Origin of the sequence: Pseudomonas fluorescens (genome assembly GCF_001648775.1) — a bacterium.
Taxonomy (GTDB): Bacteria; Pseudomonadota; Gammaproteobacteria; order Pseudomonadales; family Pseudomonadaceae; genus Aquipseudomonas; species Aquipseudomonas fluorescens_M.
Window position 1 is genome coordinate 56,554 of sequence record NZ_LVEJ01000036.1, and the last position, 12,391, is coordinate 68,944.

Here is a 12,391-nt window from a genome sequence, read left to right on the forward strand (position 1 = left end):
CACTTCATGCCGAAATCCGGCATTGCGAATTTTTCAGCCACCACAAAGGGAGCGGCGGGTGAGTCTCACAGTCATTGCGCAGCGTATGGGTAACACGAGCTTTCAGCGCCTGGTGACTGGCCTTGTCTTGAGCACCTTGCTGGTCGGTTGTTCCAGCACCAAATCGAACAACGTGCGCGTGGTCGATCGCAACAACGCGGTGGCCCAACGTCCTGCTGTGACGACCGGGCAGTATGTAGTCCGTCCGGGCGATACGATGTTTTCGATCGCATTTCGCTACGGCTGGGATTACAAAGCCCTCGCGGCCCGGAACAATATTCCTACGCCATACACGATCCATCCGGGTCAGACAATTCGCTTCGACGGCCGCACCGGTTCAACTCCCACAGCGGTGGTCAGCAACAGCGGTTCCTCGCCCTCGTCGTCGAGTAAAACCACGGTAATCCGGCGTCAGGCAAATGGCACGACGACCACCACAACCACCGGTTCTGGTGGCAGTTCTGCGGGCGTTGCACCGTCCGTCGCCAACAAGCAAGCCCCCGCTCCACTGCCTCCTGCAGGCCCGGCCCCGACCGGCTGGGGATGGCCATCTAATGGCATTCTGATTGGAAAATTCTCTTCAAACGGTAGTTTGAATAAAGGAATTGATATCGCCGGAGATTTGGGACAGCCTGTTTTAGCTGCGTCTGATGGGACGGTGGTTTACGCCGGGAGTGGCTTAAGGGGCTACGGCGAATTAGTCATCATCAAACACAGCGAAACCTACGTCAGTGCCTACGGCCACAACCGCAGGCTGTTGGTTCGGGAGGGACAGCAGGTCAAGGTCGGACAGACAATTGCCGAAATGGGGTCAACGGGTACAGACCGGGTGAAACTGCATTTTGAGATTCGCCGCCAAGGTAAACCTGTGGATCCGTTGCAGTTCCTGCCAAGACGTTGATTTGTAAGCCAGCCTGTTCCGTCACGTAGAGGGGACAGGCTCCAGCGCTGCCAAGGATAAAGGCGTCGCTTGAGCTTGGGGTCGAACTCACCAAAGGACTATAACAATGGCTCTCAGTAAAGAAGTGCCGGAGTTTGACATCGACGATGAGGTTCTCCTTATGGAGACCGGCATCGATTCGGAATCTTCGATGTCGAATGATGAAGGGGCTGCTCCACCTTCCGTTCGTTCCAAATCCAAACACTCCGCTTCACTTAAACAACATAAGTACATCGATTACACGCGGGCACTTGATGCCACGCAGTTGTATCTCAACGAAATCGGCTTTTCCCCATTGCTCTCCCCCGAGGAAGAAGTTCATTTTGCGCGCTTGTCGCAAAGTGGCGATCCGGCGGGGCGCAAGCGCATGATTGAAAGTAACCTGCGGCTGGTGGTCAAAATCGCCCGGCGTTACGTCAATCGGGGGCTGTCGCTGCTGGATCTGATCGAAGAGGGCAACCTCGGACTGATCCGGGCGGTGGAAAAGTTCGATCCCGAGCGCGGCTTCCGCTTCTCGACCTACGCAACCTGGTGGATTCGTCAGACCATCGAGCGCGCGATCATGAATCAGACCCGGACCATCCGGTTGCCGATCCATGTGGTCAAGGAGCTCAACGTGTACCTGCGGGCTGCACGGGAGCTGACGCAAAAGCTCGACCACGAACCTTCACCCGAAGAAATCGCCAACCTGCTGGAAAAACCAGTGGGTGAGGTCAAGCGCATGCTTGGCCTGAACGAACGGGTTTCTTCGGTCGACGTCTCGCTGGGTCCGGATTCGGATAAAACCCTGCTGGACACCCTCACTGATGATCGTCCGACCGATCCATGCGAACTGCTGCAGGATGACGACCTGTCGCAGAGCATCGATCAATGGCTGTCGGAGCTGACCGACAAGCAGCGCGAAGTGGTGGTACGTCGCTTTGGCCTGCGCGGTCATGAAAGCAGCACGCTGGAAGATGTAGGCCTGGAGATCGGCCTGACCCGGGAACGGGTGCGGCAGATCCAGGTGGAAGGCCTCAAGCGCCTTCGTGAGATCCTCGAGAAGAATGGCCTGTCGAGCGAGTCGCTGTTTCAGTAAGCGCCCCACACGACCGCTAGCAAAAAGCCCCGACTGGTTCGGGGCTTTTTGTTGCCGGGATATTGGCTGACGGATCCTGTGGCGAGGGAGCAAGTTCCCTCGCCACGAGTATGAGTGGGCTTGATGTAGTCTTGCGGTGTAAGCCTTTGCTTACTGTTTCGTAAGTGTTCGCAATTTTTACATCGTGGTAGACGTCTGTTCTGACTGGTAGCCGTATTTAACTTATTGATTTGTATATTTATTTTTTAATGTGAAGTGCTTATGACAACGATTTTTTGCCCTCAGCGCCAATTGCTCTTGTCGGCGAACTCTCTAGTATCTGGGTTGTGTCGACGGACAGACACGCCCTTCACGGAAGAGGGGAATGGACATCGCAGGACGCGATTCATCAGGACGATGAAAAGGAATACAGGGAATAGGGAAAAAATGTGGGCGGGTCATACCGCCCCTTTTTTTGCCCGCAGAAAAGTAAAACGCAGAAAAGCAAAAAGGCCCGAAAGGGCCTTTTATTCGAGCGCGGGGCAGATCAGCGTTCGAGGTCTTTGATCTTGCCTTTGACGCCATCCCACTCTTCGGCATCCGGCAGCGATTCTTTCTTCTCGGTGATGTTCGGCCAGATTTCCGCCAGCTCGACGTTCAGCTGGATGAATTCCTGCATTTCCTCTGGAACTTCGTCCTCGGAGAAAATCGCCACGGCCGGGCATTCTGGTTCGCACAGGGCGCAGTCGATGCACTCATCCGGGTGAATCACCAGGAAGTTCGGGCCTTCGTAAAAGCAGTCCACCGGACAGACTTCTACGCAGTCGGTGTACTTGCACTTGATGCAGTTGTCGGTGACGACGAAGGTCATTTCTAATTTTCTCCTCAGGCGGCGGCAGCGTTGCCCCTTCACGGTTGGGGTCGCCAGGTTCGGGAGCGATACCTGCTGGCCAGGCTATTAGCCAGCAGCATCCCAAACCGCGCGAGATTCTAACAGCTTGAAGCCGTTTGCGTTATATCCGCTTCTTCAGTGCTTATATCCGGTTCTTCAGTGCATAGAGCATTTCGAGCGCGCGGCGTGGCGTCAGGTCGTCGATGTCCAGCTTGGCCAGTTCATCCAGCACCGGATGCGGCAGGCTGGCGAACATGTCGCTCTGCTGTGGCGCTGCCGGTTTGCCTTTGGCGGCCGGTTTCGGTACTTCATGCGGCAATGCGGTGTCTTCCAGTCGGCTCAAGTGCTCGCGGGCCCGCACGATCACTTCGCTGGGCACGCCCGCCAGTTGCGCCACTGCCAAACCATAACTCTGGCTGGCCGGGCCGGGCAGCACGTGGTGCAGGAACACGATGCGTTCGTTGTGCTCGGTGGCGTTGAGGTGCACGTTGGCCACTAGAGGCTCGGCTTCGGGCAACACCGTCAGTTCAAAGTAGTGAGTCGCAAACAGAGTATAGGCGCGCAGATGCGCCAGACGCTCGGCCGCGGCCCACGCCAACGAGAGACCGTCGAACGTGCTGGTGCCGCGACCGACTTCGTCCATCAACACCAGGCTGCGCTCGGTGGCGTTGTGCAAGATGTTGGCGGTTTCGCTCATTTCGACCATGAAGGTCGAACGGCCGCCGGCGAGGTCATCGCTGGAACCGATTCGGGTGAAGATCCGGTCAACCAGTGACAGTTCGCAGCTCGCCGCCGGCACAAAGCTGCCAATGTGCGCCAGCAGCACAATCAGCGCGGTTTGGCGCATGTAGGTGGATTTACCGCCCATGTTCGGACCGGTAATCACCAGCATGCGGGTGTTGTCATCCAGGTTCAGGTCGTTGGCCACGAACGGCGTGGTCAGTACTTGCTCGACCACCGGGTGACGACCCTGAGTAATGCGCATGCACGGCTCGCTGACGAAACGCGGGCAGTTCAGGTCGAGGTTCAGCGCACGTTCGGCGAGGTTGCTCAGCACGTCGAGTTCGGCCAGCGCGCCAGCGGTGTCCTGCAACGGTGGCAGCTGGCTGATCAAGTCTTCCAGCAGCGCTTCGTAAAGCATCTTCTCGCGGGCGAGGGCACGGCTCTTGGCCGACAACGCCTTGTCTTCGAATTCTTTCAGTTCTGGTGTGATGAAACGCTCGGCGCCTTTCAACGTCTGGCGCCGGATGTAATCCGCTGGGGCAGATTCGGCCTGCTTGCTCGGCAATTCGATGAAGTAGCCGTGAATGCGGTTGTAGCCGACTTTCAGGTGGCTCAGGCCGGTGCGCGCCTTTTCCCGTGCCTCCAGGTCGATGAGGAATTGGCCGGCGTTTTCACTCAGCGATTGCAGTTCATCGAGTTCGCTGTCGTACCCGGTTTTCAACACGCCGCCGTCGCGAATCACCGCGGGTGGGTTGTCGATGATGGCTTTTTCCAGCAGTGCCGCCAGTTCCGGATAGGTGCTGGTGATAGTCGCCAGACTCTGCAGGTGTGGCGCTTCCAGATCGGTCATTGCCACTTGCAGTTCAGGCAGGGCGCCAAGGGCGTCGCGCAGGCGTGCGAGGTCACGAGGACGGGCATTACGCAGGCCGATCCGCGCGAGAATCCGCTCGATGTCGCCGATTTCCTTGAGCTGCGGTTGCAGCTTTTCGAAACGGTAACCGTCGAGGAGGCAGGTGATCGAGGTCTGGCGCGCCAGCAACACGGTCAAGTCGCGCAACGGACGGTTCAGCCAGCGGGTTAGCAAACGGCTGCCCATGGCGGTCTGGCAGCGATCGACCACCGACTGCAAAGTATTGTCGCGGCCGCCGGCCAGGTTGGTATCAAGTTCCAGGTTGCGCCGGCTGGCACCATCGAGCACCACAGTGTCGTCGAGACGTTCGTGACGCAGGCTGCGCAGGTGCGGCAGGGCGGTGCGCTGGGTTTCCTTGGCGTAGGCCAGCAGGCAACCGGCGGCGCCGATGGCCAGGGTCAGATTTTCGCAGCCGAAGCCTTTCAGGTCCTGGGTGGAAAACTGTTGGCAGAGACTTTTCAGCGCCGAGTCGCGCTCGAAATCCCACGGTGCACGACGACTGACGCCACGGCGTTTTTCCGCGGGCAGGTCTCGTGGCCAGTCATCTGGAATCAGCAACTCAACCGGGTTGATCCGCTCCAGTTCCGCCAGCAGGTTCTCCCAGCCCTTGATTTCCGAGACGCTGAAACTGCCGCTGGTGATGTCCAGCACGGCGAGGCCGAACAGACGCTCGTCACCCAGCAGCGCTGCAATCAGGTTGTCGCGACGCTCATCGAGCAGCGCCTCATCACTGACCGTCCCCGGCGTGAGGATGCGCACCACCTGACGTTCGACCGGGCCTTTGCTGGTCGCCGGGTCGCCGACCTGTTCGCAAATCACCACCGACTCGCCGAGCTTGACCAGTTTCGCTAGATAGCCTTCCGCCGCGTGGTAAGGAATCCCACACATCGGAATCGCCTGTCCTGCCGACTGCCCACGGGCGGTCAGGGTGATGTCGAGCAGCTTGGCCGCCTTCTTCGCGTCTTCGTAGAAGATCTCGTAGAAGTCGCCCATGCGGTAGAACATCAGCTGGTCCGGGTGCTGATTCTTCAGGCGCCAGTACTGCTGCATCATCGGGGTGTGGGAGGACAGGTCTGAAATAGCTTTATTCATCAGGGGTTTAGCTTTACCGGGAAAAGTGACAAGGCAAAAACGGGGTCGTTTGCATCTACGAAATAGCGAGTGTTTGCCAGCGATGCGGCCCGTGGGTTGATTCAGTGGGACGGAGTATGAAGTTTTTTTGAGGTGGATGCAGCAACGCGCGGCCGCTCGGGTTGGCATTGTGTCCTATAGTGCCGAAAAGCTATCGAATGATCAGAACGCGTGGGTGCAAGGCAAGTCGAGGAAGCAGCTTGGAACAGTCAGAGGGCATCGGCTCACAAGCGTCAGCGAGCGATTGTTACTACGATTCAGGAAAAATGACCCTCAGCCGGGCGCGGCGGTCAGCCTTGCTGGGCAGCAATGAAAGCGACCTGCTGCTGGCGCTGATAGCCGGCGTGACCGATAAGGAACAGCTCATCTCCAGGGTCTGGGGGGAGCGTGGGCTGGTGATTTCCGACAGCAGTTATTACAAGACCCTGCACATGCTTCGCACGCATTTCGCTGACGTCGGGTTACCTCGGGACAGTCTCAAGACCTTGCCTCGCCGTGGCGTAGTGCTGTTGTGTGAAATCCGGTTGGTCAGCGCACAGACTCAAGCCTCTGAGTCGTCGCCTGCGGTGGTAAACGATGCTGAACCATTCATCGTCGACGCTCCCTCGGTGAAAAAGCCATTCAGTCGTTACTGGCGCTTCCTTTTACCAGCAATCCTGGTGCCGGCGATTGCTCTTCCGGTCTTTTACGCTTATCTGGTGTTTAAAAAACCTGCTGATCTGGAGGAGTGGAAACTCATCTGGCAAGAAGGCGAAGCGAAGTTGTATGTAGAAGAAAGTGAAAGAATGTCCAAAGAGGATATTGTCAAAGCGCTCAGCGAGTTCGAACCACCCATTGTATTGTCCGATATTAACTACTATGTGCGAAAACCGCTCTCCCAATTACTGGTCAAGTGTATCAAGCCGGAAAGTAAGGGGGAGGCCATATGCGTGAACTACCAACTCGTTGGAAAAAAGTAATCGCACTGTTTGGCGTCCTGTCTGTAGGCATCTTTGGTGCTCTGATTATCAAGTATTTCTATTTTATTAATCGCGATATTCCACGCGCACCCTGTTTTGCATCCATCGATTTTGTGCATACTCAAGATCACAAAGTCCGTTGGCATGGCGTTGGTGATATGACGATCGATCCAAAGGAGGGCGCTCTCTATGTGTACTACGTCGTCAAAACCCCTGAAGGCAAAATTTATACCTATGATCGAAAGTTCGAGATTGCGTTGACGTATCTGGACACTTCCAGGTTTCTGTTCAAGACGCGTTCGATTGTAAAGTTTGATGCGGACACTGCAGGCGATGAACTTCCTTTTATGGAAAGAGGTTTTCAAGGCGGTATGGTGACGTTCAATTACTTCTCCGATGCCGAGTATTACTACAACATCAATAACCTGATCAATGGCGTATGTCATGTCCCTCGCTAGCGCAAACCCTTGAGGTGCAAGGCCTCTGGGCGAGTAAGTAAGACTGAGTAAGATGCCAGTAAGGCCTCGACGGTCCTGCGTTGTTAATGTGATTCGAGTCAAGCCAACAGCCCCTGCGACGACCGGAGATTCAGCCGCAGTGCGGCTGTTTAGTTGCCTTGAATGACATGATGATGTTTAAGCTGTAGAGGAAGGTTATAAATGCTCTGGTTTTGCGTGCGCAGTTCTCACGGGGCCAAGTTTCCCGCCTGGAAACGATCGATTGCAATAAATCGGGAAGGTGTTGTGTTTGTACCAGCGGTTATTGCTGGAACAGAAAAGGACGTCAGTTTTTCTACGTTGTCCGATCACACTCCGGTTTTGCTTTGCTTCGATCATGTTTACGTACCAGTGGCGTGGATGGTCGAACACTTTCCGATGTGCAGAACTCGCTGTCGCGACATGATGATGGCGGCACTTTTGGGTGTGCGAGAAACTTTAGGTTGTCGTAAGGCATGGTCTCGGGTGAGCCACTTCCGTGGACGCGCTGGAGAAAAAAATTATATGGGATTTGTCTAATGAGACCGAGTCTGTTTTGGCATCTGTCTCTGCTGACGGGTAGCGTTTTGATCATCGATAGTTCATGGGCTGGCGCGCGGGAAAGTTGCGCACAGCGCCGCGCCGAACTTGTGTTGCAGATTGAGCGCGCTGAGGCGGCGGACAATGTTTATCGCACGTCCGGTCTGAAGCAGGCACTTGCCAATGTCGAGCGTTATTGCCAAGAACCCTCCGCGCAAGATGACCGTTCAAGCGCCCTCCAAAAGGCCGCAGCCGAAGTGCGACGCAGACAGAGCTATCTGCAGGCCGCGCGTCGGTACGGTGATGTGAAAGTCATCAAAAAACAGGAAGCCAGGCTCGAACGGGCTCAGACAAAACTGCAAAAGCTCATGGATGAGTAAAGGGGCAACCACCACCAACGAACCGCAGCAGGTGTTCTTTTTCAACTCTGCAATTGAACCTGCTCATCAGCGACACCGGAAAATTGAATATGAAAAACATCCTTATCTTTGCTTCAGTCTTTACTTCTGCTGTGCTGATCTCTGGCTGCACCGCCACCGACTGGGTGCATGCTGCTGGTGGAATCATGGGCGCCAAAGACGATTACGACAGGAAGGCCAGAACCGATCGGCTTAAAAAAGCCAATGCTGCCGCGCGACGCGTCAGAGGCTGACAACATGTTACAACCGGGCCTTTATTCAATTCAAAATGATGGCTCGGCAATATCATCTTGAGGCTGAATTCATATTTATGCGTTAATTATGCAAATCAGCATTTGTCTTCGCGAATAACTTCAAGCACTATGCGCGTTATGCAAAAACGCAACGTAGCCTCCGTCTTAAGAGCACTGCTCGACCAGCACGGGATCTCCCCCACGGAGCTCCACCGTCGCACCGGCGTGCCTCAATCCACTCTCTCGCGGATTCTCAGCGGGAAGATCGTCGATCCCTCGGATAAACACATTTCGAAGATTGCCGAATACTTCAACGTGAGCACTGATCAGTTGCGCGGACGTGCGGATGTCGCGGCGTCGGCCGGTGCCGTGCGTGACGACGTGCACGCGGAACTCAAGGACATAATGCTGTGGGACGACGATACGCCTGTCGATGATGACGAAGTATCGGTGCCGTTCCTTCGCGAGGTTGAATTGGCTGCTGGATCAGGAAGATTCGTCATCGAAGAGAGCGAGCGCTCTAGCCTGCGCTTTGGAAAGCGTAGCCTGCGCCATAACGGTGTGCAGTTCGACCAGGCCAAATGCGTGACGGTCCGGGGTAACAGTATGCTGCCGGTACTGCGCGACGGTGCCACCGTCGGCGTTAATGCGGGCAAGTGCGGCATCGGCGACATCGTCGATGGCGACCTCTATGCAATCAATCACAACGGGCAATTACGCGTGAAGCAACTCTACCGTCTGCCCACCGGTATTCGCCTGCGCAGCTTCAACCGTGATGAGCATCCGGACGAGGACTACAGCTTCCAGGATATGCAGGAGGAGCAAATCGTCATCCTCGGTCACGTCTTCTGGTGGGGCATGTACGCCCGATAAAGCCACCCGCTCAGACAAAACCCGCCCATCGGCGGGTTTTTTTTTGCCTTTGAGAAACCGTAGAACCCTTGTCTGACGGGGCTCCTATGCGTCCATGCATTTCTCGCGCATAAATAAATGCATTTACGCATTGACTGCATATGCATGAATGCATATCCTTGCCACCAAGCCGCTCGACAAAGCGGCTGGCAAGACAGCTCTTTAGTTCGACAAGAACAGGCAGCGATGAACCGGCCTCAACGGTTCAGAGGGTTGGCAACTGACCCGGGTGTGCAGCGTAAAGCACCAGAAGCAGTTATCCGGCGGGCAGGGACCGCGGTCGGAAAAACAATTTGAATGGACTCGTACCGCGCCAGTAGCGCCGAAAGGTCAGCTTCCTTCTTGAACACAGGATTTGAAGGAAGGCGAAGGAGCGCATTACTGAAAAGCCCGGCTTGCTGCCGGGCTTTTTGGAATGCCTACCTGGGCAGGAACTGAAAGGCCGGGATACCGGCAATCAATAAGGATGATGAGCATGAAAAAGTACGCACGTGTTGTTGCGGGCAAAGTCGACAACATTTTTGAAACCGCTAACCCGATCACCGATGAGTTTCCAGCGGATCAAGTCTGGGTGGATGTCAGCGCGCTGCCCAAGATCGACTACTCCTGGAACGCGGTAAACACCGACGGCGTCTGGACATTTACCGACAGCGATATGTGGGGCCAGCCGTCCTTGCTGGCTATCCAGTTGCGTAACGCAAGAACAAATCGTCTCGATAAGGCCAACACCACTCTGGCGACGTCGGCCCTGGTGCAAAAGGTTGAGCTGGGGCTGGCCACGCCGGCTGAGGAAACTGCGCTACTGGAATACAAGCAGTTCTTCATCGCACTGAGCAACGTCAACAAACAGCCGGGCTACCCGCTGACTGTTACCTGGCCTGAAGTTCCGTAAACAGCGTTTGCTGCGCCGATACCGACATTCGCAGTGCATCGCTGAAAAGCTCGGTGGATAACCGGGCCTCTTCAACGATGCGTGCCCGATATTTACTCAGCGCCTAAAGCCAACAGTCGCGATGAGTGCCAGCAGGAGAAACAATGAACCGCTATGCCTTTGTTCGATTCAATTACTCGAAACCCTTCAACAAAGTTCTGGTGATCGTGGACGCTGTGGAGAAACCCACGGCCATGCCAGTGGAAGCGAAGTTGTCGAATGGTTATTGGGTGGATATCAGCACAAACCCGGCAGTCCAGGTGGGATGGAAGGGCACCACGACCAATTACGTCGATTGGGAATTCAGTGAACCAACCTATCAAGAACTCGAAAAGGATGTGGCGCAGGAGGCTCTGGAGCTTTTGTCTGCAGCGGGGCAATGGTTGATGCTCAATTCTCTGCATTACAAAGTGGACATTGGTGTCGCCACGCCTGAAGAACAAGCGCTGTTGCTCGCCTACAAACAGTACTGCGTGGGTCTCAGCGACATGAAGCAACAATCCGGCTATCCGTCCACCGTCAACTGGCCGGTGGCTCCCTTCTGATTCGGTCATCCCTGTCATGACCTCTATCGAGAGCGCATTACTGAAAAGCCCGGCCCTGTGCCGGGCTTTTTGGAATGCCTGCCTCAAGAGAAAACGATTGAACCCAACACACACCATTCATCCAACATTCCCGGAGGCGTGACATGACAAACGAGCAACAAGCGTTGGCGGACATGCCGATCTGGCTGGTCATCCTGCTCGCCGTGGTGGGCGGGGTGTCCGGCGAAATGTGGCGCGCGGACAAGGAGGGCGCCCGCGGCTGGTCACTGCTGCGGCGCCTGGCCTTGCGTTCTGGCGCCTGCATGATCTGCGGCGTGTCGGCGATCATGCTGCTGTATGCCGCGGGATTATCGATCTGGGCGGCTGGCGCTTTCGGTTGCCTGACCGCCATGGCCGGGGCCGACGTGGCCATTGGTCTGTACGAGCGCTGGGCCGCCAAGCGTATTGGCGTCTGCGAAGTCCCACCCCGCGACCAGCCTTAACCTCAAATGTTATTCGTGCCGCCCTTTGGGCGGCAGGGCTGCGCGTGGACGATTGAAAAGGAGGTCATGTATGCCCACACCGATCCAGCAGCCGTCGCAACTGTTCACAGCTATTGCGACGACGCTGCGCAACACCGCCGGGTTCAACATCATTGTCGGCAATCTCGACGATTTCACTGCGCCTGGCGATCAGGCCTGGGTACTGATCGACTTTGACCGCAACGCATCAGGATTGCGCGGTGCCGATGGGCGTATCGCACATGCGATGACGTTGTCATTGCAAGTTATCCCGGCGCACGCTGCGACCGCGTTCGCAGCGTGCGATCTGATCGCCGTGTTGAAAAATCTGATCACCGACAACCGTTGGGGGCTGTCCGGCGATCAGTGTGATCTGCCGATGAACATCGATGGCTTGCCATCATTGCTCGGCCAGCAATACAAGGCCTGGACCCTGACGTTCGATCAGATCCTCTACCTTGGCCCGACCCTGCTTGACGACCCGCTTGGCATCCCGAAATTCGCCCGCACCTGGGAAGTCAGCAATATCGACGACCCCGACCAATACACCGCGCTGGAGGCTGACTGATGTTCGATGCACTTTTGCGCATGCAACTCGGCCCGATCATTGAGCGACTGGCCGAGATGGAAGCGGAAATCGACGACCTGCACCGCCGCGCCGAAAGCTTCTGTCGCATCGGCACTTGCCAGACCGTCGATGCCGCGAGCAACACCTGTCAGGTCAGCCACGGCGGCTTGCTCACGCCGGCCATCAAGTTTTTCAACCCCAGCGCCGGTGCGCAGAGTGAGTCGCGGATTCCGACCGTGGGTGAGCAGTGTCTGCTGTTCAACTACGGCAGCGGCGAAAGCGGCGCACAAAGTGTCGCCCTGTTCGGCTTGAACAGTGATCGCTTTCCACCGGCCTCGACGGTACCGACGCTGACCCGTCGTGTGCATCAGGACGGCAGCGAAAGCGGGTACGACGACGCCTCGCACACGTTGCACTGGCAAAACGGCCCGGCGGCCTTCACCGGCTCTCGTGAGGCGCTGCAACTGAGCATCGGCCCGGCTCGACTGGCAATGACGCCGCAGCTGATCACCCTGCAACTGGGTGCCGTCGGCCTGAGCATCGACGCCTCGGGCGTGCACTTCAGCGGCCCCTTGGTCGATCACCAGGGCCGTGTCATCAGCCCCTGATTCAAGAG

14 protein-coding genes are annotated in these 12,391 nt (G+C 56.5%); 12 read left to right on the forward strand and 2 right to left on the reverse strand.

Going from position 1 to position 12,391, the window contains the following annotated elements; all coding sequences use genetic code 11:
• The first annotated feature begins 58 nt into the window (after positions 1-58).
• Positions 59-940 (forward strand): peptidoglycan DD-metalloendopeptidase family protein, encoded by an 882-nt coding sequence (locus tag A8O26_RS27475; RefSeq protein WP_064120756.1) that lies wholly within the window; start codon positions 59-61, stop codon positions 938-940.
• A 106-nt stretch (positions 941-1,046) separates the two neighbouring features.
• Complete coding sequence (rpoS, locus tag A8O26_RS27480) at positions 1,047-2,057, forward strand: RNA polymerase sigma factor RpoS (protein ID WP_038357938.1); 1,011 nt, start codon at positions 1,047-1,049, stop codon at positions 2,055-2,057.
• A gap of 526 nt (positions 2,058-2,583) precedes the next feature.
• On the opposite strand, the gene fdxA is transcribed toward rpoS, so the two are convergent.
• Positions 2,584-2,907 carry a ferredoxin FdxA gene (gene fdxA, locus A8O26_RS27485; protein WP_007908827.1) on the reverse strand — a complete coding sequence of 108 codons (324 nt, stop codon included), beginning with the start codon at positions 2,905-2,907 and terminating at the stop codon, positions 2,584-2,586.
• A gap of 163 nt (positions 2,908-3,070) precedes the next feature.
• Positions 3,071-5,641, reverse strand: a complete 2,571-nt coding sequence (gene mutS / locus A8O26_RS27490; protein ID WP_172828220.1) for a DNA mismatch repair protein MutS — start codon at positions 5,639-5,641, stop codon at positions 3,071-3,073.
• A 251-nt stretch (positions 5,642-5,892) separates the two neighbouring features.
• On the opposite strand from mutS, the gene A8O26_RS27495 reads away from it, so the two are divergent.
• The 10 genes from A8O26_RS27495 to A8O26_RS27540 all read left to right on the forward strand — a co-directional run bounded on the left by A8O26_RS27495 (position 5,893) and on the right by A8O26_RS27540 (position 12,383).
• Positions 5,893-6,651: a winged helix-turn-helix domain-containing protein gene (locus A8O26_RS27495; RefSeq protein WP_064120758.1), complete on the forward strand. Its 759-nt coding sequence runs from the start codon at positions 5,893-5,895 to the stop codon at positions 6,649-6,651.
• Complete coding sequence (locus tag A8O26_RS27500) at positions 6,618-7,109, forward strand: hypothetical protein (RefSeq protein WP_064120837.1); 492 nt, start codon at positions 6,618-6,620, stop codon at positions 7,107-7,109. The genes A8O26_RS27495 and A8O26_RS27500 overlap by 34 nt, the downstream gene beginning before the upstream one ends.
• Positions 7,110-7,666: 557 nt before the next feature.
• Complete coding sequence (locus A8O26_RS27505) at positions 7,667-8,047, forward strand: DUF1090 domain-containing protein (protein ID WP_064120759.1); 381 nt, start codon at positions 7,667-7,669, stop codon at positions 8,045-8,047.
• A gap of 89 nt (positions 8,048-8,136) precedes the next feature.
• Positions 8,137-8,319: a hypothetical protein gene (locus A8O26_RS27510; protein WP_064120760.1), complete on the forward strand. Its 183-nt coding sequence runs from the start codon at positions 8,137-8,139 to the stop codon at positions 8,317-8,319.
• 138 nt (positions 8,320-8,457) lie between these two features.
• Positions 8,458-9,192, forward strand: a complete 735-nt coding sequence (locus A8O26_RS27515) for an XRE family transcriptional regulator (protein WP_064120761.1) — start codon at positions 8,458-8,460, stop codon at positions 9,190-9,192.
• 514 nt (positions 9,193-9,706) lie between these two features.
• Positions 9,707-10,123, forward strand: a complete 417-nt coding sequence (locus A8O26_RS27520) for a tail fiber assembly protein (RefSeq protein WP_064120762.1) — start codon at positions 9,707-9,709, stop codon at positions 10,121-10,123.
• A gap of 143 nt (positions 10,124-10,266) precedes the next feature.
• Positions 10,267-10,707: a tail fiber assembly protein gene (locus A8O26_RS27525; protein ID WP_064120763.1), complete on the forward strand. Its 441-nt coding sequence runs from the start codon at positions 10,267-10,269 to the stop codon at positions 10,705-10,707.
• Positions 10,708-10,850: 143 nt separating this feature from the next.
• Positions 10,851-11,189 carry a phage holin family protein gene (locus A8O26_RS27530; RefSeq protein ID WP_011332709.1) on the forward strand — a complete coding sequence of 113 codons (339 nt, stop codon included), beginning with the start codon at positions 10,851-10,853 and terminating at the stop codon, positions 11,187-11,189.
• A gap of 70 nt (positions 11,190-11,259) precedes the next feature.
• The gene (locus A8O26_RS27535; RefSeq protein WP_064120764.1) at positions 11,260-11,775 is read left to right on the forward strand and encodes a hypothetical protein; all 516 of its coding nucleotides are present in this window, start codon (positions 11,260-11,262) and stop codon (positions 11,773-11,775) included.
• Entirely contained in the window at positions 11,775-12,383 is a 609-nt protein-coding gene (locus A8O26_RS27540; RefSeq protein WP_064120765.1) for a phage baseplate assembly protein V, read from the forward strand. Before A8O26_RS27535 ends, A8O26_RS27540 begins: the two co-directional genes overlap by 1 nt.
• Positions 12,384-12,391: the final 8 nt, after the last annotated feature.

Bases quoted from the DNA above. Each gene is read 5' to 3' on its own strand.
- A8O26_RS27500 (WP_064120837.1), top strand. From the start codon at position 6,618: ATGCGTGAACTACCAACTCGTTGGAAAAAAGTAATCGCACTGTTTGGC.
- A8O26_RS27515 (WP_064120761.1), top strand. From the start codon at position 8,458: ATGCAAAAACGCAACGTAGCCTCCGTCTTAAGAGCACTGCTCGACCAG.
- A8O26_RS27525 (WP_064120763.1), top strand. From the start codon at position 10,267: ATGAACCGCTATGCCTTTGTTCGATTCAATTACTCGAAACCCTTCAAC.
- fdxA (WP_007908827.1), bottom strand. From the start codon at position 2,907: ATGACCTTCGTCGTCACCGACAACTGCATCAAGTGCAAGTACACCGAC.
- A8O26_RS27535 (WP_064120764.1), top strand. From the start codon at position 11,260: ATGCCCACACCGATCCAGCAGCCGTCGCAACTGTTCACAGCTATTGCG.
- rpoS (WP_038357938.1), top strand. From the start codon at position 1,047: ATGGCTCTCAGTAAAGAAGTGCCGGAGTTTGACATCGACGATGAGGTT.
- A8O26_RS27510 (WP_064120760.1), top strand. From the start codon at position 8,137: ATGAAAAACATCCTTATCTTTGCTTCAGTCTTTACTTCTGCTGTGCTG.
- A8O26_RS27505 (WP_064120759.1), top strand. From the start codon at position 7,667: ATGAGACCGAGTCTGTTTTGGCATCTGTCTCTGCTGACGGGTAGCGTT.
- A8O26_RS27540 (WP_064120765.1), top strand. From the start codon at position 11,775: ATGTTCGATGCACTTTTGCGCATGCAACTCGGCCCGATCATTGAGCGA.
- A8O26_RS27530 (WP_011332709.1), top strand. From the start codon at position 10,851: ATGACAAACGAGCAACAAGCGTTGGCGGACATGCCGATCTGGCTGGTC.
- A8O26_RS27520 (WP_064120762.1), top strand. From the start codon at position 9,707: ATGAAAAAGTACGCACGTGTTGTTGCGGGCAAAGTCGACAACATTTTT.